This window comes from Actinomadura sp. NPDC048955, from assembly GCF_040649435.1.
Lineage (GTDB): Bacteria > Actinomycetota > Actinomycetes > Streptosporangiales > Streptosporangiaceae > Spirillospora > Spirillospora luteofluorescens.
On record NZ_JBEZJI010000008.1, the window covers coordinates 1 to 23,025 of the forward strand.

The 23,025-nt window shown below is 74.0% G+C and carries 17 protein-coding genes; 9 read left to right on the forward strand and 8 right to left on the reverse strand.

What is annotated here, in order from left to right:
* Positions 1-125: 125 nt before the first annotated feature.
* A complete protein-coding gene (locus AB0C84_RS10610) occupies positions 126-3,305 on the reverse strand; it encodes a BTAD domain-containing putative transcriptional regulator (protein WP_361063774.1) in 3,180 nt (1,059 codons plus the stop codon).
* A gap of 127 nt (positions 3,306-3,432) precedes the next feature.
* Between AB0C84_RS10610 and AB0C84_RS10615 the strand changes: the two genes are divergently transcribed.
* From AB0C84_RS10615 to AB0C84_RS10640, 6 genes are all read left to right on the forward strand, one after another.
* The gene (locus tag AB0C84_RS10615) at positions 3,433-4,857 is read left to right on the forward strand and encodes an MFS transporter (RefSeq protein ID WP_361063776.1); all 1,425 of its coding nucleotides are present in this window, start codon (positions 3,433-3,435) and stop codon (positions 4,855-4,857) included.
* A gap of 25 nt (positions 4,858-4,882) precedes the next feature.
* Positions 4,883-5,260 (forward strand): DUF3054 domain-containing protein, encoded by a 378-nt coding sequence (locus tag AB0C84_RS10620; RefSeq protein WP_258941455.1) that lies wholly within the window; start codon positions 4,883-4,885, stop codon positions 5,258-5,260.
* 75 nt (positions 5,261-5,335) lie between these two features.
* Entirely contained in the window at positions 5,336-6,985 is a 1,650-nt protein-coding gene (locus tag AB0C84_RS10625; RefSeq protein WP_361063780.1) for an AMP-binding protein, read from the forward strand.
* A gap of 53 nt (positions 6,986-7,038) precedes the next feature.
* Positions 7,039-10,053, forward strand: coding sequence for an AMP-binding protein (locus AB0C84_RS10630; protein ID WP_361063784.1), 3,015 nt, complete (start codon positions 7,039-7,041; stop codon positions 10,051-10,053).
* Between the two features lie 99 nt (positions 10,054-10,152).
* A complete protein-coding gene (locus tag AB0C84_RS10635) occupies positions 10,153-11,505 on the forward strand; it encodes a cytochrome P450 (RefSeq protein WP_361063787.1) in 1,353 nt (450 codons plus the stop codon).
* Positions 11,506-11,507: 2 nt separating this feature from the next.
* Positions 11,508-12,317, forward strand: coding sequence for an SDR family oxidoreductase (locus tag AB0C84_RS10640; protein ID WP_179843637.1), 810 nt, complete (start codon positions 11,508-11,510; stop codon positions 12,315-12,317).
* On the opposite strand, the gene AB0C84_RS10645 is transcribed toward AB0C84_RS10640, so the two are convergent.
* Positions 12,314-13,174 carry an oxygenase MpaB family protein gene (locus AB0C84_RS10645; RefSeq protein WP_361063790.1) on the reverse strand — a complete coding sequence of 287 codons (861 nt, stop codon included), beginning with the start codon at positions 13,172-13,174 and terminating at the stop codon, positions 12,314-12,316. The genes AB0C84_RS10640 and AB0C84_RS10645 overlap by 4 nt on opposite strands.
* A 102-nt stretch (positions 13,175-13,276) precedes the next feature.
* Between AB0C84_RS10645 and AB0C84_RS10650 the strand changes: the two genes are divergently transcribed.
* Positions 13,277-13,894, forward strand: coding sequence for a helix-turn-helix domain-containing protein (locus AB0C84_RS10650; protein ID WP_361063793.1), 618 nt, complete (start codon positions 13,277-13,279; stop codon positions 13,892-13,894).
* 287 nt (positions 13,895-14,181) lie between these two features.
* The gene (locus AB0C84_RS10655; protein WP_361063796.1) at positions 14,182-15,657 is read left to right on the forward strand and encodes a carboxylesterase/lipase family protein; all 1,476 of its coding nucleotides are present in this window, start codon (positions 14,182-14,184) and stop codon (positions 15,655-15,657) included.
* 178 nt (positions 15,658-15,835) lie between these two features.
* Here the strand turns inward: AB0C84_RS10655 and lhgO are convergent, their stop codons facing one another.
* From lhgO to hisN, 3 genes are all read right to left on the reverse strand, one after another.
* Complete coding sequence (gene lhgO / locus AB0C84_RS10660) at positions 15,836-17,035, reverse strand: L-2-hydroxyglutarate oxidase (RefSeq protein WP_361063799.1); 1,200 nt, start codon at positions 17,033-17,035, stop codon at positions 15,836-15,838.
* A 26-nt stretch (positions 17,036-17,061) separates the two neighbouring features.
* Complete coding sequence (locus AB0C84_RS10665; RefSeq protein ID WP_179833075.1) at positions 17,062-17,253, reverse strand: hypothetical protein; 192 nt, start codon at positions 17,251-17,253, stop codon at positions 17,062-17,064.
* A 121-nt stretch (positions 17,254-17,374) separates the two neighbouring features.
* Entirely contained in the window at positions 17,375-18,178 is an 804-nt protein-coding gene (hisN, locus tag AB0C84_RS10670) for a histidinol-phosphatase (protein WP_258941463.1), read from the reverse strand.
* Between the two features lie 134 nt (positions 18,179-18,312).
* Between hisN and AB0C84_RS10675 the strand changes: the two genes are divergently transcribed.
* Positions 18,313-19,161, forward strand: coding sequence for a hypothetical protein (locus AB0C84_RS10675; protein ID WP_361063802.1), 849 nt, complete (start codon positions 18,313-18,315; stop codon positions 19,159-19,161).
* On the opposite strand, the gene AB0C84_RS10680 is transcribed toward AB0C84_RS10675, so the two are convergent.
* From AB0C84_RS10680 to aroA, 3 genes are read right to left on the reverse strand one after another with little or no spacing between them, the layout of a single operon-like run.
* Positions 19,158-20,663 (reverse strand): FAD-binding oxidoreductase, encoded by a 1,506-nt coding sequence (locus tag AB0C84_RS10680; RefSeq protein WP_361063805.1) that lies wholly within the window; start codon positions 20,661-20,663, stop codon positions 19,158-19,160. The two genes, AB0C84_RS10675 and AB0C84_RS10680, sit on opposite strands and share 4 nt — an antisense overlap.
* A gap of 57 nt (positions 20,664-20,720) precedes the next feature.
* Complete coding sequence (gene rsgA, locus AB0C84_RS10685) at positions 20,721-21,725, reverse strand: ribosome small subunit-dependent GTPase A (protein ID WP_361064274.1); 1,005 nt, start codon at positions 21,723-21,725, stop codon at positions 20,721-20,723.
* A 17-nt stretch (positions 21,726-21,742) separates the two neighbouring features.
* On the reverse strand, positions 21,743-23,014 hold the full coding sequence (aroA, locus tag AB0C84_RS10690) for a 3-phosphoshikimate 1-carboxyvinyltransferase (protein WP_361063808.1): 1,272 nt from the start codon (positions 23,012-23,014) through the stop codon (positions 21,743-21,745).
* Positions 23,015-23,025 lie beyond the last annotated feature (11 nt).

Here is a 23,025-nt window from a genome sequence, read left to right on the forward strand (position 1 = left end):
CCGGCATGGCCATGGGCGACATCGACATCACCGAGATCAACGAAGCCTTCGCCGCCCGCCCCTGGGGCTTCGCCCCTAGACCCCCCTCGGGCTTCGCCCTTCGAATTCCGGTTGGCCTTTTTGGGTCAGGGCTGTTGCGGGGTGGTCTGGCCCTTTTTTAGTTCGGCGGTCAGGGTTTCTTCGCCTAGGGCCTTTTGCAGGGTGGTCATGGTGCGGGCCGCGTCTGTGTCGGCGGCGCTTGGTAGTGGGGCGCCTGTTGATTCGCGGGCGGCGGTGGCCGCGCCCAGGAGGCGGGCGGCCTGGTGGTGTTCGTTCATCAGGGTGTGCGCGGCGGCTAGGCCTTCCAGTGCCAGGGCCGTTGCCCTTGGGTCGCCTGTGCGGCGCGCTACCGTCAGGGCGTCCAGGTGCGCCTGGCGGGCGGAGCGGGCGTCGCCGCGTTGCTCGGCTACGAAGCCCAGTTCGGACAGGGTCAGCGCCACCCCGGGGTCGAAGCCGACGCGCTGCTGCCAGTCGAGGGCGTCGCGCAGCAGCCCCTCGGCCATGTCAAGCCTTCCCTGCCGCCGTGCGCCCATCGCCAGGCCGAGTTCGGCGAACACCTCTCCGGGGCGATTGCTCTGCTCTGTCGCCAGTCGCATGGCCTTCTCGTGCAGCCGCTCCGCACCGGCCAGGTCGCCGGTCATCAACGCGATCCTGCCCAGCCCGGACAGCAGGTACGAGACCTGCGTCCAGATGCCGAGGGTCTCGGCCAGCTGCAGGCCCTCACGCAGCAACCCGGCGGCGCCCTCGTAGTCGCCTCGGATCTCCGCGAGCCTGCCCAGCAGGTCGGCCGCCCGCAACCGGCCCCAGCGGTCCCCGAGCGCGTCGAACAGCGCCGCGCCCCGCTCAGTGTGGCGGGCGCAGACGGCCAGGTCGCCTCGGATCAGCGCGTAGTGGGCCAGCGTGGTCAGCGTGGCGGCCGTGCCCCAGCGGTCCCCGGCCTCGCGGAAGGCGTCCAGGGCCCGCCGCGCCAGCCGTTCGCCGGTGGACGAGTCCGCGCCGCCCAGCAGGATCTCGGCGAGGAACCACTCCGCCCGGGCCCGGCCGCTCGGATCGTCCAGGCGGTCGAACGGCTCCAGGGCCGCGCGGACCTGCCGCGTCCGGTCGGCGCCGTGGCGGCCGAGCATCTCCATGCCCGTCCGCCAGGCCCCGGCCGCTGCCCTCGCGGCCGTCGGGGCCGTGTCGACCCGGGCGAGCGACAGGTCCAGGAGGCGTCGGCCCTCGCCGAGCCTTCCGCGCAGGAACCAGTACCAGGCCATCGCGTTGACCAGGCGCAGCGCGAGATCCGGGCGGTCGTGCCGCACGGAGCTCTCGACGGCGGCGCGCAGGTTGGCGTGTTCGAGATCGAGGCGCTCCAGCCACCGCCCCTGGTCGGGGCCGTGGAGCCGCTCAGCGGCCCGTTCGGCGAACTCGGCGTAGTACTCGTCGCGCCGGGTCCGGGCGCGCTCGGACTCGCCGGCCTCCCGCAGGCGCTCGGCGCAGTAGACCGCGACGGACTCCAGCAGCCGGTAGCGGTGCCCTCGCGGGTCGGCGGCGACCACGACCATGGAACGGTCGACCAGGCGCGACAGCAGGTCCGCGACGTCCTCGACCGCCACCCCGTCCCCGGCGCACACCGCCTCCGCCGCCTCCAGCGAGCAGCCGTCGACGTGCACCGACAACCGCCGCAGCACGGCGCGCTCGGGCCCGGCCAGGAGGTCCCAGCTCCAGTCGATCGCCGCGCGCAGCGTCCGCTGCCGCCGCGGGACGTCCCGCCGGCCGGCCGACAGCAGCCGGAACCGGTCCCGCAACCGGGCCGCCACCTCGTCCGCGCCGAGCGCGCGGACCCGGGTGGCCGCCAGCTCCAGCGCCAGCGGGATGCCGTCGAGGCGCCGGCAGATCGCCGCGACGGCGCCCGCGTTGCCGGCGGTGAGGGCGAAGCCGGGCGAGGCGGCGGCGGCGCGGGCGACGAACAGCCGGACGGCGCTGGAGCGGCGCAGGGCCGCCGGGGCCGTCTCCCGCACCGCGTCCGGCGGCTCCAGCGGCGGCACCGCCCAGACCGCCTCCCCGCCCACTTCGAGAGGCTCCCGGCTCGTCGTCAGGATCCGCACCTCCGGCGCCGCCGCCAGCAGCCGGTGCGCCAGCTCGGCCGCCGGGCCGATCAGGTGCTCGCAGTTGTCGAGGACCAGCAGCAGCCGCCTGCCGCGCAGCGCGCGGGCCACCCGGTCGGCGGCCGGGACGGGCTTCGCCGCAGGGTCCTGGACGGCGTCGTCGCGGACGCCCAGGGTCGCGGCGACCGCCTCCGCCGGCGCGTCCGGCCGGTCGTGGCCGCCGAGTTCGACCGCCCACACGCCGTCGGGGAACCCGTCGACGAGCCGGGCGGCGACCTCCAGGGCCAGCCGCGTCTTGCCGACCCCTCCCGGCCCGGTCAGGGTGACGAGACGGTACGCCTCCAGCAGCCCCCGCACCTCCGCGACCGCCTCCTCCCGGCCGATCAGCTCGCCGGGCGGCGCGGGCAGATTGGTCCGGGGACGTCCCGGCGCCAGATCCGGGTCCTGGGTGAGGATCGCCCGCTGGAGTTCCGCCAGCTCGGGGCCCGGGTCCAGGCCCAGCTCCTCGCGCAGGCGGTCGCGCAACTCGGCGAAGCCGTCCAGGGCCTCGCTCTGCCGCCCGGCGCGGTAGAGGGCGCGCATCTGGGCGGCGCGCAGCCGCTCCCTGAGGGGGTGCCGGGCCACCAGGTCGCGCAGCTCACCCACCAGCGCGGTGTGCTCGCCGAGGTCGAGCCGGGCCTCGACGAGATCCTCCACGGCCGTCAGCCGCTGGTCTTCGAGGCGAGTGATCGTGGCCCGCGCGAACGGCTCGTCGGCGAAGGGGGCATAGGCGGGGCCCCGCCACAGCGCCAGCGCGTCGGTGAGCAGCGCGGCCCTGGCGCGAGGATCGGCGGTGCCCCGGGCCCGTGCGAGGAACGCGGCGAACCGGCCCGCGTCCACCTGCTCGGGAGCGGCCCGCAGCAGGTATCCCGGCGCCTGGAACGCCACCAGCGCCCTGCCGCCCGGCTCGGCGTCCTCCAGAGCCCGGCGCAACTGCGACACCTTGACCTGGAGGGCCCCCGCCGCGTCCGCGGGGCGCGCCTGCCCCCACAGATCGTCGATCAGCCGCTCCGCCGACACCGGCCGCCCCTCCTGGACGAGCAGGTCGGCCAGCAGCGTCCGGACCTTCAGCCCCCGCACCGCCACCAGGGTGCCGTCGGCCGTCCAGACCGCCAGCGGTCCGAGCACCCCGAAACGCATGGCCCCACGATAACGCGGTGATCGCCGCCTACGGCGGCGGGCGGCGGACGGTAGGCGGAGGGAAGGCGAACGGTAAGCGCGCGGCCGCATAGTCGGGCCAAGAGCCTCCTACCGAAGAAGGTCCATCATGCGTTCCGCGCCCAGGCCGGGATTGAGCCTGGCCCTGCTGGCGTTCTCCAGCCTCATCACCTCGCTCGACTTCACGATCGTGTACGTCGCGCTGCCCGAACTCGTCCGCGACGTCGGCTTCACCGAGGGCTCGGCCCAATGGGTCATCAGCGCCTACGCCGTGTTCTTCGGCGGCTTCCTGCTGCTCGGCGGCCGCTCGGGCGACCTGCTGGGCCGCCGCCGCATGTTCGTCCTCGGCATGGTCGCGTTCGGCGGCGCGTCCCTGCTCGGCGGCCTCGCCACCTCCCCGGGCACGCTGATCGCCGCCCGCGCGATCCAGGGGGTCGGCGCCGCGATCGTGTTCCCCGCCACCCTGGCGCAGGTCAACACCATGTTCGCGGAGGGACGCGACCGGCTCAGGGCGCTCGGGGTGTGGGCCATGGCCGGCGCCGGAGGGCTCAGCGCCGGAGCGCTCCTCGGCGGCGTGCTGACCCACGCGTTCGGCTGGGAGGCGGTGTTCCTCGTCAACGTGCCGCTGGTGGTCGCCGCGGCCGCCGCCGCGTTCCGGCTGCTGCCGGCGGACGGGCCCGTCGAGCGCGGCCGCGGCTACGACCTGCCCGGCGTGCTGACCGGCACCGCGGGCGCCACCCTCCTGGTGTACTCGATCGCCGAGGTCCCCGAGACGGGCTGGACGTCGCCGAAGTTCCTCACCGGGGCCGTGCTCGCGCTCGTCCTGCTCGCCGCCTTCCTCGCCGTCGAGGCGCGCAGCCGCAGCCCGCTGATGCCGCTGCGCCTGCTGCGCGACCGCGACCTGGCCCCCGCCCTCGTGATCATCTTCGTGTTCGGGGCGACCATGCAGAACGTCGTGTACTTCCTCACCCTGTACTTCCAGGACGTGCTGGGCTACACCGCCCTGCGGGCCGGGCTGGCGTTCCTCGGCCTGTCCGCGGTGATCGCTCTCGGGAACTTCACCGCCGGGCGGCTGATGCTGCGCATCGGCATCCGCGGCACCCTCGTCACCGCCCTCCTCCTCGGGGCCCTGGGCAGCGGCCTGCTGGCGGCCGGGATGGTGGCCGACGGCTCCTACCTCACCGTCCTCGCCGGGATCGCCGTGTACGGGATGGGCATGGGCACGATCTACCCCACCCAGTTCGCCGCCGCCGCCACCGGAGTGGACGCCCGCGAACAGGGCATCGCCGGCGGCATGGCCAACACCGCCATGCAGATCGGGGTCGGCGTCGGCCTGGCCGTGCTCGTCGGCGTCGCGGCGTCGGGCGCGGGCACCGCCGGCGGCCTGCGCGCCGCCGTCGCCGTCTCGGCCGTCCTGACCCTGGCGGGCGCCGTCGCGGCCCTCGCGATTCCCGGCCGTCCCTCCGGCGGACCGGGCGAGAGCCTCCCCGAGGGCGCGGCGGCGTCGCCGGCGCCGAAGGTCGGCATGACCTGACCTGCGGGGCGCTTAGCCTTGAGGGGTGCCGAAGGTCTTGGGTGGGGTCGCCGACGTCCTCTGCGTGCTCGTGTTCGTCGCCATCGGGCGCGCCTCCCATGAGGAGGCCGCCAGCCTGGGCGGATTCCTCACCACAGCCTGGCCGTTCCTCGCAGGGCTCGGCGTCGGGTGGGGACTCCTTCGGGCCTGGCGGCGGCCCGAAGGGGTGTGGCCCGTCGGCGTCGGCGTCTGGGTCTCGACCGTGACCGCGGGAATGCTGCTGCGGGTCCTGGCCGGGCAGGGGACCGCCCTCGCGTTCGTGATCGTGGCTTGCGTGTTCCTGGGCGCGGCGCTGCTCGGCTGGCGCCTCGTGGCCCGGCTGGTGTCGGCCCGGGCGGTCTCTTTCACTGATCGAACCGGTTGACGGGGGTCGCGCCGCCCTGGTGAAGTTACCCGCGAGTTATGTACGGGCGCGAGCCTTTCCTGTGAAGGGGACACGATGCCATCTGCGCTGCGCGACTGGCTGGACAAGCCGACCACCGGACGCGGTATCCACCTGGCCGCCGACGACGGCGGCTGGGAGTTCCGCGACTACGGTGAGCTGGCCTCGGCCGCGCGGCGCACCGCCGGAGCGCTGATCGAGGAGGGCGTCCGGCCGGGCGACGTCGTGTGCCTGGTCCTGCCCACGGACTTCACCTGCGTCGAGACGTACTACGCGGTCTGGGCCGCCGGGGCCACGGTGTGCCTGATCACCCCGCCGCTGTTCCAGGACGGCGACGACTACGTCGCGCACGTGGCGGCGATCCTCCGGCAGGCGTCGCCGGCGCTCGTCGTCGCCTCCGACGGGCTGGCCGACTACGCGCGGCGGGCCATGGCCGGGGCCGGGCTGGACGGGGAGCCGTGGCGGCCCCGGCAGGCCGGCGAGGAGGCCGAGGTGCGGCCCGCCGGAGAGCTCGCCCTGCTCCAGTTCACGTCCGGGTCCAGCGGCTCGCCCCGGGGCGTCATGGTCACCTGGGAGAACCTGGAGGCCAACAGCGACCTGATCGCGCGGATGGCCGGGTACGAGGACGGGGACGTGGTCGCCTCCTGGCTGCCGCTCTACCACGACATGGGGCTGATCGGCTGCTTCCTCACGCCCATCGCGCGGCAGGGGACGCTGAAGCTGATGCGGCCCGACCACTTCATCCGCGACCCGGCACGGTGGCTCCGGTGCTTCGCGGAGGCGGCGCACACGGCGGCGCCGCCGTTCGCCTACGCCTACTGCGCGCGGCGCGTCAAGCCCGAGCAGCTGGAGGGCCTCGACGTGTCCGGGTGGAAGATGGCGCTGATCGGCGCCGAGCCCATCGACCCGCACGCGCTGGAGGTGTTCGCGCAGCTCCTGGAGCCGTTCGGGTTCTCCCGGACGATGTTCAAGCCCGCCTACGGGATGGCCGAGACGACCCTGCTCGTCACCATGGACGACGCCCCGCGCCACCCCCTGGCGATCCGGCCCGACCCGGAGGCGCTGGCCTTCGGGCGGCCCGTCCGGATCCTGGAGCAGCACCGGCTCGGAGCCGAGTCCCTCGGCGCCAAGGCCGGCTGGGTCGTCGGGTGCGGCACGCCCGAGGACGACGTGCCCGTCACCATCGTCGACGACGAGGGGCGCGAGCTGGAGAGCGGGCTCCTCGGCGAGATCGTCGTGGGGGGACCGTCGGCGTGCCCCGGGTACTTCGCGGGGGCCGAGGCCAAGTCGACCCGGTTCATGGACGGGAAGGTCTACACCGGCGACGCCGGGTTCTTCCACGAGGGGCAGCTGTTCGTCCTCGGGCGGATGGGCGACAGCATCAAGGTGCGCGGGCGCTCCGTCTACGTCGAGGACCTCGAATCCAAGATCGCGGAGGCGAGCGGGCTCGGCAAGGGCCGCATCGTCGTGGTCGGCGTCCCCGGCGCGGGCCGCAAGGGCCTCGCGCTGTTCGCCGAGACGCAGGACGAGGCCTGGATCGGCGGGGTGCGCGAGATGCTGCGGCGGCGGCTCGGCGACGACGTCGAACTGACGATCGTCGTCGGCGCCGGGCTGATCCAGCGCACCTCCAGCGGCAAGCCCCGCCGCAGGTACATGTGGGAAAGGCTGCAGGGCGGCCACCTGGAAGGCGCGCGGATCATCTCGTGATTGCTTAACCCGGTGATAACAGGACAACATGGCGTTGACTCTGTGAGAGGGCCATGATGCCGCCTGTTGCCAAGACGCTCCTTCGCCTGGGTTCCCGCCTTGGCTCGACCGCCCAGAACGCCCTGGAGGTCGCCCGCTTCGGGGGGTTCGACACCGACGAGGACGCCTCGCCCTGCGAAGTGGTGACCGAGCAGCGCGTCTACAGGCTGCGGCACTACTTCCCGGGCGAGGGCGGCGGGCCGGTCGTGCTGCTCGTCCCGCCGCTGATGATCACCGCGGAGGTGTACGACATCTCCTCGCGGGTCAGCGCGGTGCGCGTGCTGCGCGACCTCGGCGTCGACCCGTGGGTGGTGGACTTCGGAGCGCCCGAGCGCGAGCCCGGCGGGCTGGAGCGGACGGTCAGCGACCACGTGCTGGCCGTCAGCGACGCGGTGGACCGGATCCGCGAGGCCACCGGGCGCGACGTCCACCTCGCCGGGTACTCGCAGGGCGGCATGTTCGTCTACCAGGCCGCCGCGTACCGGCGCAGCGAGGGCATCGCGTCCGTGGTGACGTTCGGGAGCCCCGCCGACACCAGCGTCGGGCTGCCGTTCGGGCTGCCGAGCTGGCTCGCGTCCGAAGGCGTCGAGCGCATACCCGACGCCCTGCTCGGCGGGTTCGCGGTCCCGGGATGGGTCACGCGGCTCGGATTCCAGCTCCTCAGCCCCGTCAAGTCGGTGCGCTCGCGGGTCGACTTCATCCTGCAGCTGCACGACCGGGAGCGGCTCGCGCCCCGGGAGCGCCAGCGCCGGTTCCTGGAGCGGGAGGGCTGGGTGTCGTGGCCCGGGCCCGCGCTGGCGGAGTTCATCCGCCAGTTCATCCAGCACAACCGCATGCTGACCGGCGGGTTCCTCATCGGCGACCGGCTCGTCACGCTCGCCGACATCACCTGCCCCGTCCTGACGTTCGTCGGGGAGGTGGACGAGATCGCGGCGCCGCCGATGGTGCGCGGGATCCGCCGCGCCGCGCCGCGCGCCCAGGTGTACGAGGCGTCGCTGCGCGCCGGGCACTTCGGGCTCGTCGTCGGCAGCCTCGCCATCGCGCGGACCTGGCCGGCCGTCGCCGCGTGGGCGCGCTGGCGGGACGGCGAGCAGGAGCTGCCCGGCATCGTCGTGCCCGTCGCCGGGGACGAGGAGGCCGCGTCCGCCGGGCTGCCGGGCGGCCCCGCCGGGTACGGGCTCCAGCTCGCCATGGGCATCGGCACGAGCGCCGCCCGGTCGGCGTACCGGACCGCCTCCCGGGCCGTGCACGGGACCCGCCAGCTCGGCGGGGAGGCCGCGCAGAACCTGCCGCGCCTGGCCCGGCTGGAGCGCATCCAGTCCGACACCCGCATGTCCATGGGGCTGCTGCTCGACGAGCAGGCCCGCCGCAGGCCGGATGAGGTCTTCTTCCTGTACCAGGGGCGCGGGCACACCCACGACGCCGCCAAGCGCCGCATCGACGCCGTGGTCCGCGGCCTGATCCACATCGGGGTGCGGCGCGGCGACGCGGTCGGCGTGCTGATGGGCACCCGTCCGACGGCGCTCGCGCTCGTCGCCGCGCTCAACCGGCTCGGCGCCGTCGCGGTGCTGCTGCGGCCCGACGGCGACCCGGCCGCCGAGGCCCGGCTCGGCCAGGTCACCCGGGTCGTCGCCGACCCCGAGCACGCCGCGGCCGCCGCGAAGCTGGAGGGCGTGTCCGGCTTCCTGCTGGGCGGGGCGGGACGCGGCGAGCGCGGCCCGCTGATGGACATGGAGGCCATCGACCCGGACCGGGTCGAGCCGCCCGGCTGGTACCGGCCCAACCCGGGGCGGGCCGGAGACCTGGCGTTCGTGGTCTTCCGCGGTGACGGGGACCAGCTGCGCGCCAGCCGCATCACCAACCGGCGGTGGGCCCTGTCGGCGTTCGGGACGGCGTCGTCCGCCTCGCTGTCCTCGTCCGACACCGTCTACAGCCTTACGCCGCTCCAGCATCCGTCCGCTCTGCTGATGAGCCTCGGGGGAGCCGTGGCCGGTGGGGCGCGGCTGGCGCTGGCGAGTGCTCACAGAGGTCCCGGGGGGTCTGGGGGGTCGGCCCCCCAGCAGGAGTACGACCCGGAGACGTTCTGGGACGAGGCGCGGCGCTACGGCGTGACGGTCGCCTCCTACACCTGGACGCTGCTGCGCGAGCTGGTGAACGCCCCGCCGGACCCGGCCGAGCGGCACCACGCCGTCCGGCTGTTCATCGGGTCGGGCATGCCGCGCAACCTGTGGCGGCGGGTCGAGGAGCGGTTCGCGCCCGCGCGGGTCCTGGAGTTCTACGCCTCCACCGAGGGCGAGTCGGTGCTGGTCAACCTGAGCGGCAAGAAGCCCGGATCGCTCGGGCGGCCGCTGCCGGGCAGCGCCGAGGTGCGCCTGGCCCGCTACGACCTGGAGTGCGGGCGGCTCGCCGAGGGGCCGGACGGGTTCGCCGTCGCGTGCGAGCCCGGCGAGATCGGCATGCTGCTCGCCCGGGTGCGGCTGTCGGCGATCGGGTCGGCGGCCCGCCCGGTGCGGGGGGTGTTCCGGCCCGAGGACGCCTGGACGATCACCGGGGACCTGTTCCGCCGGGACGACGGCGGCGACTTCTGGCTCGTCGGGCGGGACACCGAGCTGATCCGCACGGCCGACGGCATCGTCCCGCCCGGCCCGATCCGGGACGCGCTCGGTGACCTGCCCTACGTCGACGCCGTGGCCGTCTACGGGATCCCGGTGGGCGACACCGAACTGGCCGCCGCCGCCGTGAGCCTGCGGAGCAAGGGCCAGGCGGAGGACGCCGTCAAGCCGGTGGACCTGTCGGAGGCGCTGCTGCGGGTGGAGCCGGGGCTGCGGCCCGCGATCGTGCGGATCGTGGACGAGATCCCCGTCACCGCGGGACGGCGGCTGCGGACGGCGCCGCTGCGGGACGAGGGCGTCCCCGCCGCGGGCGACGGGCGCGCCTTCTACCGGGACAAGGCGGGCGCGTACCGGCCGCTGACCGACGCGGCGCGGCGGCGGCTCCTCAAGGCGCCGCCCGCCCGCGAGGCCCGCTGACGCCCAAGTCACCGCGGATAAGTCTGGACTTACGGGCGGCCGTTGCGTTAGAACAAAGCGACAGATTTCGCGCATTTGTTGCACGCGTCCGGAGGGGTCATGACGAGCGTTCTCGCGCCGCCGCCGCAGGGCAGCGAGCTGAAACCGGTGCCCGGCGTGCCCGGCGTCCCCTACATCGGCAGCACGCTCGCGGTGATGCGCGACCCGATCGGGATGGCCCGCAAGCGGTACGCCGAGTACGGCCCGGTCGCCTGGGGATGGCTGCTCGGCCAGCGGATGGTCACCGTCCACGGCCCCGAGGCCGCCGAGGTCGTCCTGGTCAACCGGGACAAGGCGTTCGCGAACGGGCCCGCGTGGAGCTACTTCATCGGCCCGTTCTTCCACCGCGGCATCATGCTCCTCGACTTCGAGGAGCACCTGCACCACCGCCGCATCATGCAGCAGGCGTTCACCCGCCCCCGGCTGCGCTCCTACATGGACGCGATGGCGCCCGGCATCGTCAAGGGCGTCGAGTCGTGGGAGCCCGGGCAGGGCTTCAAGGTCTACGACCACATCAAGAAGCTCACGCTCGACCTCGCGGTGGACGTCTTCATGGGCGTCGAGCTGGACGACGCCGAACGCGCGCGGGTCAACGGCGCGTTCATCGACGCCGTCCGGGCGGGGACGGCCTACGTCCGCTTCCCGGTGCCCGGCCTGCGCTGGCACAAGGGCCTCCAGGCGCGCAAGGTCCTGGAGGAGTTCTTCTACCGGCACCTTCCCGCCAAGCGCGAGGGCGACGGCGGCGACCTGTTCTCGGCGCTCTGCCAGGCCGAGACCGACGACGGCGAGCGGTTCACCGACGAGGACGTCGTCAACCACATGATCTTCGCGTTGATGGCGGCGCACGACACCACCACCATCACGCTGACGACGATGGCCTACTACCTGGCCAAATACCCCGAATGGCAGGAGCGGCTCCGCGAGCAGTCGCTCGGGCTCGGCAAGGAGCGGCCCGGCTTCGACGACCTGGACGCCTTCACCGGCATCGACATGGTCATGAAGGAGTCGATGCGCCTCGTCACGCCCGTCCCGGCGCTGCCGCGCAAGGTCGTCAAGGACACCTCCATCCTCGGCTTCCACGTCCCCGCCGGGACGACCGTCGTGGTGCCGATGCTCAGCAACCACCACATGGCCGACTGGTGGACCGATCCCGACGAGTTCGACCCCGGCCGGTTCTCCCCGGAGCGCCGCGAGGACAAGGTCCACAAGTACGCGTGGGCGCCGTTCGGGGGCGGCGCGCACAAGTGCATCGGGCTCCACTTCGCCGGGATGCAGGTCAAGACGATCCTGCACCAGATGCTCCTGCGGTACCGCTGGAGCGTGCCCGCCCGGTACGAATGGCCCCTGGACCACACGTCCCTTCCCTCACCCAAGGACGGGCTCCCCGTCCGCCTCGACCGACTGGAGCAGTGAACATGAGCAAGGTCGTCGCCATCACCGGGGCCGCGAGAGGGATCGGCCTCGCCACCGCCCGCGCCCTCAAGGCCAAGGGCGCCACCGTCGTCATCGGCGACATCGACGAGACCGCCGTCAAGGAGGCCGCCGGCTCGCTCGGCGTCACCGGCCTGGTCCTGGACGTCACGTCCCGCGAGTCGTTCACCGCCTTCCTCGACGAGGCCGAGAAGGCCGCCGGGCCCCTCGACGTCGTCGTCAACAACGCCGGGATCATGCCGATCGGGCCCGTCACCGACGAGAGCGACGCCGACGCCCGCCGCTGCATCGACATCAACGTGCACGGCGTGATGCTCGGCACCAAGCTCGCCCTCGACCGGATGCTGCCGCGCGGCCGGGGCCACGTCATCAACATCGCCTCGCTCGCCGGCGTCATGTTCACCCCCGGCCTCGCGCTCTACAACGCCAGCAAGGCCGCCGTCGTCGGGTTCACCGAGGCGACCCGGCTGGAGGTGGCCGACCGGGGCGTGCACGTCAGCGCCGTCCTGCCCACCTTCACCAACACCGAGCTGACCGCCGGGACGCGCAGCCCCAAGGGGCAGAAGAACTGCGAGCCCGAGGACATCGCCGCGGCCGTCGTCGCCCTGGTCGGCAGGCCCCGCCCGCAGGCCGTCGTGCCGAAGAAGCTCGGCACGCAGGTCCGGCTCGGCGCGCTGCTGCCCGAGCGGGTCCGGCAGGCGACCTCCCGCCGCCTCGGCCTCGACAAGATCTTCCTGGAGTACGACCCCGAAGCGCGCAAGGGCTACGACGCACGCATCCGCTCCGGCTCCTAGGCCGCTCCGGTCCGCCGCGCTCTGCGGAAGGCGCGGCGGGCCGGCGGCAGGTAGCGGACGGCCTCGGGCAGCAGTGGCCACACCCGTCCCGCCGCGCGGACGGCCGCCGCGAACCGCCGGTGGCGGCGCTCGTCGGCGGCGCTCCACGGCAGGTCGAGCAGCTCGCGCATGCGCGGGTGCATGCCGCCGACCGTGATGAACCGCGCGACGGCGTTCAGCGGCGGCGACACCGCCCGCCACACCGGCGCCGGCACCTTCCGCGGCGCGGGCAGCCCCTTGGTCACGTAGCCGACGCCGTACCGGGCGGTCCGGTGCGCGACGATCTCCTCGTCCAGCATCCTCTTCCAGTACGCCTGGAACGCCTCCCAGTCGTCCGGCATGGCCCGGTCGCTGACCCCGTACATCCGGAACCAGGTCTTGGACTCCTCGTAGATCCGGCGCTTGTCGTCCTCGCCGAGCGGCCGGATGAAGGTCTCGACCCCGTACAGCATGTTGTCGAGGAACGTCGCGTGCGCCCAGTAGTAGGTCTCGGGATCGAGCGCGTGGTAGCGGGAGCCGTCCGGCATCTCGCCCTTGATCTCGCGGTGGTAGTCGCGGACCCTGCGGCCCGTCGCGGCGGACCGCTCCCCGCCGTACACGGTGTCCAGGATCGGGCCGGCGGACCGCTTGACCCGCGCGAACGTCTCGGCGAAGAACACCGAGTGGTCCAGGACGCCCTGGCCGAGCGCGGGGAGCATGTTCTGCAGCACCCCCGCCCGGGGCCCGACGAGGATCATCCGGGTGTCGCCGAAGTACCGCCAGGTCAGCGAGCCGGGCCCGAGGGGGGCCGGGGTCCGCGCGTCGGCCTCGTCCGTCATGTGCACCGCCGGGGGTCGGAACAGAACTACAGAACAACGATTATTGTAACTGTGTCGCACCCGGTGGCGGGGAGCCGGGTGCCCGGCGGCTAGGGTGCGGATATGACCACGGACGCGACCATCGCCCAGGAGTTGCGGGACCGGCTGGCGGCGCCGGACGCAGGTGCCGACGATCTCGACACCCGCATCCTGGACGCCGCGCTCGCGGAGTTCGAGACCTACGGGCTGCGCCGGGTCAGCGTCGAGGACGTCGCCAAGCGGGCCGGGGTCGCGCGCACCACCATCTACCGGCGGTTCACCAACAAGGAGCAGCTGCTCCAGGCCGTGATCCTGCGGGAGTGCCGCCGCTTCCTCACCGCGATCGCCGAGGCCACCGACGACCTGCCGTCCCCGGAGGACGCCGTCGTCGAGGGCTTCGTGGTCGGCCTGCGCAGCGCCCGCACCCACCCGCTGATGACGCGCGTCCTGCAGAGCGAACCCGAGGCGTTCCTGCCGCAGCTCAGCATGAACGGCGGCGCGGTGATGCTCGCGGCCCGCGACATCCTCGCCGACCGCCTGCGCCGCGCCCGCCCCGACGGCGCCGAAGACCACGACACCGTGGCCGAGGTCCTCCTGCGCCTCGCCGTCTCGCTGCTCCTCATCCCAGGCGGCGGCCTGGCCCTGGAAGACGAAAACGCCATCCGCACCTTCGCCCGCGACTACCTGACGCGCCTGTTGTAATTGCTTCTATCTCCTCCTTCGGGCCTGGCGGCCCTCCATCGTCGATAAAAGCGGGCGATCGCTGGCATCGCTCCGTCTCGCCTGGCGGCTCGCTGCGCGATCAGGTTCTCGCAAGCTCGAACCTGCCTTCGGACGCGATCGCAACCCTTGAGGTTGTCGCGTGGTGCGGTGGGGCCTGAGGTAGCTCACCGCGGATGCTGCTCCTGGGGGAGGCTGAGCGTTTCGCGGTTGGGGTGTGTCCCGTACGCTCTGGTTGTCGAATTTCGTTCTAGAAGCGGAGGTGCGGCATGGTGGCGGTCGTACAGACGTCCCATGGGAAGGTCCGCGGGCTGGCGCAGGACGGCGTCACCGCCTTCCTCGGCATTCCTTACGCCGCGCCGCCGTTCGGGGCGAACCGCTTTCAGGCGCCGCGTCCGCCCGAGCCTTGGGACGGTGTCCGCGACGCCGTCGAGTACGGGCCGACCGCGCCCAAGCCCGGCTACCCCAAGGTGTTCGCCGCGCTCCTGCCCGATCCCGAGATCCCGGGCGACGACTGCCTCAACCTGAACGTGTGGACTCCCCGGCTCCCGGACGGCCCCGGACCGGGCCTCCCGGTGATGGTGTGGATCCACGGCGGCGCGTTCCGGAACGGGTCGGGCGCCGTCCCCATCTACAGCGGCCGCAACTTCGCCCGCGACGGCGTCGTCTGCGTGACGATCAACTACCGGCTCGGCGTCGAGGGCTTCGCGCACCTGCCCGGCGCCCCGCCCAACCGCGGGCTGCTCGACCAGATCGCCGCGCTGGAGTGGGTCCGCGACAACATCGCCGCGTTCGGCGGCGACCCCGCCCGGGTGACCGTGTTCGGCGAGTCGGCGGGCGCGATGAGCGTCACCACGCTGCTCTCCCTCGACCTCGGCCTCTTCCACCGCGCCGTCGCGCAGAGCGGCGCGGGCAGCATCGCCCAGGCCCCGGCCGACGCCCTCCTCGTCACCAAGGAGATGGCGGCGCGGCTCGGCGTCGAGCCCACCGCCGACGCGTTCGCCGCGCTCGACCCGGCCGCGGTCATTCCCGTCCAGAACGCCGTCGCCGCCGAGGTCGCGGCGCTGCCCGACCCCGGCCGCTGGGGCGCCACCACCGCCGCGGGCGGCATGGCGCTGACCCCGGTGCTGGACGGCGAGCTGATCAGGCGGCGCCCCGAGGACGCCATCGCCGCCGGCGCCGGACGGGACGTGGACCTGCTCATCGGCTACACCACCGAGGAGTTCCGGCTCTTCCTGATGCCCACCGGGATCGCCGCCGGCCTCAACGACGAACTGGTCGGCGCCGTCGCCGCGGGCATGGGCGTCCCGCCGGGGCTGCCCGCCGCCTACCGCGCCCACCACCCGGACATGGCGTCCGGCGAGCTGCTCGCGGCGATCATCACCGACAGCCTGTTCCGCATCCCCGCGCACCGCGCCGCCGCCGGGCACGCCGACTCCGGCGGCCGCACCTGGATGTACGAGTTCGCGTGGCGGTCGCCGAACCACGACCTCGGCGCGTGCCACGCGCTGGAGCTCGGCTTCGTGTTCGACAACCTCACCGCCGGGACGGAGGGCCTGGCCGGCCCGAACCCGCCGCAGGCGCTAGCCGACCGGATGCATCGCGCGTGGACCCGCTTCGCCGTCGACGGCGACCCCGGCTGGGAGCCTTTCGCCCCGCCGAGCCGCGCGGTCATGGTCTTCGACGCCCCCACCGACGAACTCGTCCACGACCCCCACGCCCGCGACCGCAAGCTCTGGGAGTAGTGCTGCCACTCTCGAACGCGCTGACCTCAGCCCCACCGCAACCACGCAACAGCCTCAATGGTTGCGATCGCGTCCGAAGGCAGGTTCGAGCGGAGCGAGAACCTGATCGCGCAGCGAGCCGCCAGGCGAGTCGAAGCGATGCCAGCGATCGCCCGCGTCTCCCTCCTCCTTCGGGCCTTCAAGGCCCGAAGGAGGGGGGAGACGCAATCAACTCCGCTATTGCTAGGGAGGATGTGGCGGCTGGGGAGGGGGCGTTGCGGATGGTGGTGATGGGGCCTAGGTGGCCGATGCGGAAGTCGTCCACGAGGGAGCCGTCGGGGTCGACCGCTTGGGCGCGGACGCCGGCGGGGGCCGGGGCGACGTCGGCCGTTGTCAGTTCGGGGACGAAGCTGCGTGCTTCGGCGACGAACGCCCGCTTGACCGCCGACCCGTACAGTTCCCGGGCGCCTGTGCGCCAGTGCCGGCGTGCCAGGCGGCGGAAGCCGGGCCAGCGGACCGTGTCCCACAGGTCCGCCGGGCGGACGTCGCGCCGCCGGTAGCCCTCCCTGGCGAGGGCCAGGACGGCGTTCGGGCCGATGTCCACGCCGCCGTCGACGCGCCGGGTGAAGTGCACGCCGAGGAACGGGTAGCGCGGGTCGGGGACGGGGTAGATGAGGCCGCGCACGAGATCCGTCCGGGACGGGACGAGCCGGTAGTACTCCCCTCGGAACGGGATGATCGCCGGAGCGGGGGAGTCGCCCGCGAGGCGCGCGACGCGGTCGGAGTGGAGGCCCGCGCAGATCACCAGCCGGTCGAAGGTCAGCTCCTCGTGCGGGGAGGCGGCCGTGACGCGGTCGCCCGCCCGGCCGATGCGCACGACCTCGAAGCCGAGCCTGACCTCGCCGCCGGCGTCCACCACGTCCCGCGCGAAGGCGCGGGCCACGGCCGGGAAGTCGACGATCGCCGTGGTGGGGGAGTGCAGGGCCGCCGCGCCCGTCGCGTGCGGCTCGATCTCGGTGAGCGCGCCGCCGGTCAGTCGCCGCAGCCCGGGGACGCCGTTGGCCGTCGCGCGTCGCTCGATCTCCTCCAGGGCGCCGAGTTCCGCCGCGTCGCGGGCGACGACGAGCTTGCCGCACTCCACGTACGGCAGGTTCCGGTCAGCACAGAACTCCTTGAGCAGGCCGATCCCGCGCCTGCACAGGGTCGCCTTCAGCGACCCCGGCGCGTAGTAGAGGCCCGCGTGGGCGACGCCGCTGTTGTGGCCCGTCTGGTGGGCCGCGACACGGTCCTCCTTGTCGAGGACCGTCACTTTCAGGCCCGGACGCGCCAGCGCCAGCCCGCGCGCGATCGCCAGCCCGACGATGCCCGCGCCGACGACGCCGACCCGTGTCTCCGCCACACCCGCACCCTAGTGGGGGCGCGGCCTCAGCTGCCGAGGCGCTTGCGCCCCTGGGACCGCACCCGCTTGCGCTGGGACGGGTCGAGCATCATGTACCCGACGAGCGGCGCGCCGAGGACGCCGAGGATGATCAGCGCGCTGAGCCACCACGGGAAGACGAACAAGGTCAGGAAGCCGACGACGACGCCGCCGATCACTAGCTTGGTCTGGGTCGACATCTCGCACCTCCGTTGACGGACCGCCCACTTGTAGAACGGCCGTCGGGCGACCGCTGTTCCACGATATGTCGCGAGTCGGTCCGAGCGCCATGGCAGGGGCGGCGGTTCGGGCGCGTTCCGGTCAGATGCGCAGGGACAGCTGGCCACCGCCGAGGGTGCGGAGGACCTCCGCGTGCAGCTTGCCGTTGGTGCACACGACGCTGCCGCCGTCCGGGCCGGGCACGCCCGAAAGGTCGGTGAACATGCCGCCCGCCTCCTCCACGATGACCTGGAGGGCGGCGAGGTCCCACAGGGACACCTCGGGCTCGGTGGAGATGTCGACCGCGCCCTCGGCGACCATCATGTGCGACCAGAAGTCGCCGAACGCCCGCGTCCGCCACACCGAGCGGGTCAGTTCGAGGAAGCGGGGCAGCCGGTCCTGCTCCTCCCAGCCGCTCAGGCTGGAGAACGACAGGGACGCGTCCGAGAGATCGCCCACCGACGAGACGCTCATCCGGGTCGCGCGGGTGAGGCTGCGGCCCGTCCAGGCGCCGCCGCCGCGGGCCGCCCACCAGCGGCGGTTCAGCGCGGGCGCCGACACCACCCCGACGACGATCTCGTCGTTCTCCATCAGCGCGATCAGCGTGGCCCACACCGGGACGCCGCGCACGAAGTTCTTCGTCGCGTCGATCGGGTCGATGATCCAGCAGCGGTTGCCGTACCCGGTCCTGCCGTACTCCTCGCCGAGCACGGCGTCGCGCGGGCGGGCCCGCTTGAGCGTGCCGCGGATCTGCTCCTCCACGCTGCGGTCGGCGTCGCTGACCGGCGTCAGGTCCGGCTTGGTCTCGACGTCGAGATCGAGCGCGCGGAAGCGCTTGGTCGTGATGTCGTCGGCCCCGTCCGCCAGCACATGCGCGAGACGCAGGTCATCGGAATAGCCCGCCACGGCGAGCCACGCTACCCTGATCACCGCCCGTCCCGACACACGTACCCGGGCCGTTCCGGCGTTCGGACGGCCGGGATCGGCGCGCCGGGCGCGATGTCCCGCTTCCCGGCGCGGGTGGTGGCAGCATGGGGGCCATGGCGCACGATCTCCCCGAGTGGGTGGCCGAGCTGACCGATCCACGCCGGGCGCAGACGCTCGACGAGCTCGCCGACCGCCTCGTCCCCCTGGCCGAACACGCCATCGACGTCTCCCGTCGATTGCAGGCGCAGCTCAACGAGCTCAACGACCCGTTCAAGCGCGAGGCGCTCTACGGGCGGGTGGAACGCCTCAAGGCCCGCGTCGGCGAGGCCCTGGAGGAGATCACCGCGGAGATCGCCGCGTCCGGGGAGGAGCGCATCGAGCGGGTCTGGACCGATTGGACGGACCGCGCGGGCCCCGCCGGGAACGGCGCGCGGGGCCGGGAGATGCGGCGCAGGCTCGACCGCGACGTCGTCCCGGCGCTGTCCCGCCAGCAGCAGGACGTCGCCGAGCGCGTCGCCGAGCGCTCCTCCAAGGCCCTGGAGGAGGCGACGCAGCTGCTGCTCACCCGGGTGGAGGAGCTGGCCAAGGCGGTCACCGACCTGATCCACGATGTGCTCCCGCTGGCCCGCGAGGGCCTGACGCTCGCCAGCCGGATCTCGGCCCTGTCCGGCCACGCGCGCAAGGCGGGCCGGGGGCCGGTCCCGGACGAGCTGAAGGACGCCGGAGCGCAGACGTCGAGGGCGTTCGACGAGGCCGTCGCGCGCCTGGAGCTGGAGTGGTCCGCGCTCGGCTCCCGGGCCGCGACCGTCCGGGCGGCGCTGCGGGGTGCGGAGGAGGCCGCGTTCAGCCAGGTCACCGAGGAGATGACCCGGTGCGTCGAGGAGCTGGCGCCCCGGCACGTCCAGGCGCTGAACGAGGCCGAGGCCAAGGCGCGCAGCCTGTTCGAGGGGTCGCTCGGCTAGACCGCCTGCGGGAAGCGGAACAGGCGCCCGGGGTCGTGGGCGGCCTTCACCTTCCTGAGCCGGTCCAGGTTGGGGCCGTAGTAGGCGTGCGCCCAGTCGTGCAGGTCCGCGTCGACGTAGTTCACGTAGGCGGCGCCGCCCAGGTGGGGCTCCATCGCGGTGTGCGTCGCGGAGAGCCAGGCGTCATCGGGCGCGAGGTACTGGACGCAGAAAAGCCCCTTGCGGTGCGGGAAGGCGGTGTCGCCCGGACCGACGCGCGCGATCGCGGCGCCCATCGCGTCCATCAGCACCGACCGGTTCCGGACGCCGTTGCCCTTCTCGAACCGGTCGAGCAGGGCGCCGATCGCGTCGTCGGGCAGCGGCCGGTAGGCGATGTGGGACTTCCCCGAGTACTCGGTGCGGGGGAAGGCGCCGCCGGGGCGCTGCCCGGGCAGGCCGCCCTGCCCGTGGCACTGCTCGACGGACTGCCCGGCGCAGCCGCCCATGAACTTCATCGCGTCCATGTAGGGGCGGCTCTGGGCGGTGGTGGAGGCGGGATCCGTGCCGATCGCGGCCGTCAGGCGCTCCATGTGGCCGCCGGCTCCGGCGAGCGCGAGACCCGTCACCTCGATGTCCGGGACGCCCTGATCGGGGTTGGTGTCCAGGTGCAGGCTCGTCCAGACCTCGCCGGGCGCCGCCGGTGCCCAGCGCTGCCAGCCGCGCACCGCGTCGGCCGCCTTCCGCCAGGGCCAGCGCATGCTGAACGGCGTCACGTCCCCGACCTCGTGCGTCCGGAACGTGAACGCCACCGCGACGCCGAAGTTGCCGCCGCCCCCGCCCCTGCACGCCCAGAACAGGTCCGGGTTCCGCCGCGCGTCGCAGGTCAGGACCCGCCCGTCCGCCGTGACGACGTCGACCGACTCCAGGACGTCGCACGACAGCCCGTACGCGCGGGACGTCACGCCCAGCCCGCCGCCGAGCGTCAGCCCCGCGACGCCGACCGTGGGGCAGCTCCCGGACGGGACGCTCACCCCGCCGTCGCCGAGCTCGTCGTAGAGATCGATCAGCCTGGTCCCGGCCCCGACGGCCGCGCGGTCGCCGTCGCGCCTCACGGCGTCCATGGGGGAGACGTCGATCACGAGGCCCGTGCCCGTCGACCAGCCCGCGTAGCTGTGCCCGCCGCACCGCACCGCCACCGGCATCTGCTTCACCGTCGCGAACGCCACGCATTCCGCGACGTCCTGAGGGGTCTCGCAGTAGGCGATGCCGGCCGGGCGGACACGGTCGTAGCGCGGGATGTAGAGGCGCCTCGCCTCGCCGTAGGACGCGTCGGACGGGCGGACCAGCTTCCCGTCGAGGCCGCGTTCCAGGGCGTTCCAGTCGGCGGGCCCGGTCGGCTTCGGCGGCGCGGGCGGACGCCTCCGCGCGGGCGGCCCCTCATCGGAGCACCCGGCGACGCCGAGCCCGCCGAGCCCGCCGAGCCCGCCCAGGGCCGCCGCCTTCAGCATCGCTCGCCGCTCCATGCGGCTCATTGTCGCGCCTGCTGCCCCTTCGAGGGGCGGGATCCGCGGCGTAGCGGACTATTCGGGCTCGCCCTCGCGGCTGGCGAGGAGGCGGCGCAGGGAGTCCAGGCGCGCCCGGCTGGCGTGGCCCTCCTCGACCCAGGAGTCCAGGCCGCAGTCGTCCTGGAGGTGGTCGCAGCGGGGCGGGCAGCGCTCCGCGGCGCCCTCGGCGAGGTCGTCGAACGCGCCGAGCACGTTCTCGACGTCGACGTGCGCGAGGCCGAAGCTGCGCACGCCCGGGGTGTCGATGATCCAGCCGTCCCCGCCGGGCAGCTCCAGCGCGAGCGCCGAGGAGGAGGTGTGCCGGCCCCGGCCGGTAACGGCGTTGACGTGGCTCACCGCGCGTTCGGCGTCCGGGACCAGGGCGTTCACCAGCGTCGACTTGCCGACGCCGGAGTGGCCGACGAGCACGCTCGTGCGGCCGGTGAGGCGGGCGCGCAGCTCGCCGAGGTCGCCGCCGCGCTCGGTCACGACGTAGGGGACGCCGAGCGGCGCGTACTCGGCCACCAGGGCGTCGGGCGGGGCGAGGTCGGCCTTGGTGAGGCAGAGCAGGGGGGCCATGCCGGCGTCGTAGGCGGCGACGAGCTGCCGGTCGATCATGCGGGGGCGCGGCTCGGGATCGGCCAGCGCCGTCACGATGACGAGGTTGTCGGCGTTCGCGACGATGATCCGCTCGAACGGGTCGGTGTCGTCGGCGGTGCGGCGCAGCGCCGAGGTGCGCGGCTCGACCCGGACGATCCGGGCCAGGGTGTCCTGCGCGCCGGTGACGTCCCCGACCAGCGCGACGCGGTCGCCCACGACGACGCCCTTGCGGCCGAGCTCGCGGGCCCGCATCGCGGTGACGGCGCGCTCGTCGGCGGTGCCGGGGTCGGCCAGGCACCGGTACCGGCCGCGGTCCACCGCCGTCACGAGCCCGGGCGAGGCGTCCTCGTGCGCGGGACGGCGGCGCGTGCGCGGCCGCGACCCGCGGCGCCCGGGCCGCACCCGGACGTCGTCCTCGTCGTAGTCGTGTTTGCGTGCCAGTGGTCCGGTCCCTGCTGTCAGGCGGGCGCCAGCATCGACGCCCACTGCCGGGTGAAGTTCGGAAGAGTCTTGCCGACGGTGCCCGGATTCTCCACTTCGATGCCGGGAACGGCCAATCCGAGCAGGGCCGCCGCCATCACCATCCGGTGGTCGTCGTAGGTGCGGAAGACGCCGCCGCGCAGCGGCCGCGGCCGGATCTCCAGCCCGTCGGGCAGCTCCCGGACGTCGCCGCCCAGCCCGTTGATCTCGGCGACCAGCGCGGCGAGCCGGTCGGTCTCGTGGCCGCGCAGGTGCGCGATGCCCGTCAGCCGGGACGGCGAGCCCGCCAGCGCGGCGAGGGCCGCGAGCACCGGCGTCAGCTCCCCGACCTCGTGCAGGTCGGCGGCCAGGCCGTCGAACCCGTCCCCGCCGCGCACGGTCAGCCCGTCCGGCCCGCGGGTCACCTCGGCGCCCATCGCGGCGAGCAGCCCGCGCAGCGCGTCGCCGGGCTGGGTCGTCTCGGCCGGCCAGTCGGGGACGGTGACGCGGCCCCCGGTGACCAGCGCCGCGCCGAGGAACTGCGCCGCGTTCGACAGGTCCGGCTCGATCACCACCTCGCCGCCGCGCAGCGGGCCGGGCGCCACCCGCCAGACGTCGTGCCGCGCCTCGACCTCGGCGCCGGCCGCGCGCAGCATCTGGACGGTCATCGCCAGGTGCGGCGCCGACGGCACCGGCGGCCCCTCGTGCCTGACCTCCACGCCCTTGTCGAACCGCGGCGCGGCCAGCAGCAGCCCCGACACCAGCTGGGACGACGCCGACGCGTCGATCACCACCCCGCCCCCGGCCACCGAGCCCGAGCCCCGGACGGTGAAGGGGAGCGCGTCACGCCCTCCGTCGTCGATGTCGGCGCCGAGGGCGCGCAGCGCCGTGATGATGGGGCCCATCGGCCGCTCGCGGGCGCGCGGGTCGCCGTCGACGAACACCTCGCCGGACGCCAGGGCGGCGACCGGCGGCAGGAACCGCATCACGGTCCCGGCCAGCCCGACGTCGACGCGCGCCGGGCCCTCCAGGCGCTGCGGCAGCACCTGCCAGTCGTCGCCGTCCTCCCCGATGCCGGCGCCGAGCGCGCGGAGGGCGCCGGCCATCAGCTCGGTGTCGCGGCTGTGCAGGGGCCGGGTGATGCAGGTGGGCGCCTCCGCGAGCGCGGCCAGGATCAGCGCCCGGTTGGTCATCGACTTCGAGCCGGGCAGCGGCACGGTGGCGTCCACCGGGGCAGGGGCGACCGGGGCGGACCAGTGCGGAGAGGACATGCCCCAAGGTT

What these genes read in the sequence shown, in the direction of transcription:
- AB0C84_RS10610 (WP_361063774.1), bottom strand. Translation starts at nt 3,305, where the DNA reads ATGCGTTTCGGGGTGCTCGGACCGCTGGCGGTCTGGACGGCCGACGGC.
- AB0C84_RS10615 (WP_361063776.1), top strand. Translation starts at nt 3,433, where the DNA reads ATGCGTTCCGCGCCCAGGCCGGGATTGAGCCTGGCCCTGCTGGCGTTC.
- AB0C84_RS10625 (WP_361063780.1), top strand. Translation starts at nt 5,336, where the DNA reads ATGCCATCTGCGCTGCGCGACTGGCTGGACAAGCCGACCACCGGACGC.
- AB0C84_RS10630 (WP_361063784.1), top strand. Translation starts at nt 7,039, where the DNA reads ATGATGCCGCCTGTTGCCAAGACGCTCCTTCGCCTGGGTTCCCGCCTT.
- AB0C84_RS10635 (WP_361063787.1), top strand. Translation starts at nt 10,153, where the DNA reads ATGACGAGCGTTCTCGCGCCGCCGCCGCAGGGCAGCGAGCTGAAACCG.
- AB0C84_RS10640 (WP_179843637.1), top strand. Translation starts at nt 11,508, where the DNA reads ATGAGCAAGGTCGTCGCCATCACCGGGGCCGCGAGAGGGATCGGCCTC.
- AB0C84_RS10645 (WP_361063790.1), bottom strand. Translation starts at nt 13,174, where the DNA reads ATGACGGACGAGGCCGACGCGCGGACCCCGGCCCCCCTCGGGCCCGGC.
- AB0C84_RS10650 (WP_361063793.1), top strand. Translation starts at nt 13,277, where the DNA reads ATGACCACGGACGCGACCATCGCCCAGGAGTTGCGGGACCGGCTGGCG.
- AB0C84_RS10655 (WP_361063796.1), top strand. Translation starts at nt 14,182, where the DNA reads ATGGTGGCGGTCGTACAGACGTCCCATGGGAAGGTCCGCGGGCTGGCG.
- AB0C84_RS10665 (WP_179833075.1), bottom strand. Translation starts at nt 17,253, where the DNA reads ATGTCGACCCAGACCAAGCTAGTGATCGGCGGCGTCGTCGTCGGCTTC.
- AB0C84_RS10675 (WP_361063802.1), top strand. Translation starts at nt 18,313, where the DNA reads ATGGCGCACGATCTCCCCGAGTGGGTGGCCGAGCTGACCGATCCACGC.
- AB0C84_RS10680 (WP_361063805.1), bottom strand. Translation starts at nt 20,663, where the DNA reads ATGGAGCGGCGAGCGATGCTGAAGGCGGCGGCCCTGGGCGGGCTCGGC.
- aroA (WP_361063808.1), bottom strand. Translation starts at nt 23,014, where the DNA reads ATGTCCTCTCCGCACTGGTCCGCCCCGGTCGCCCCTGCCCCGGTGGAC.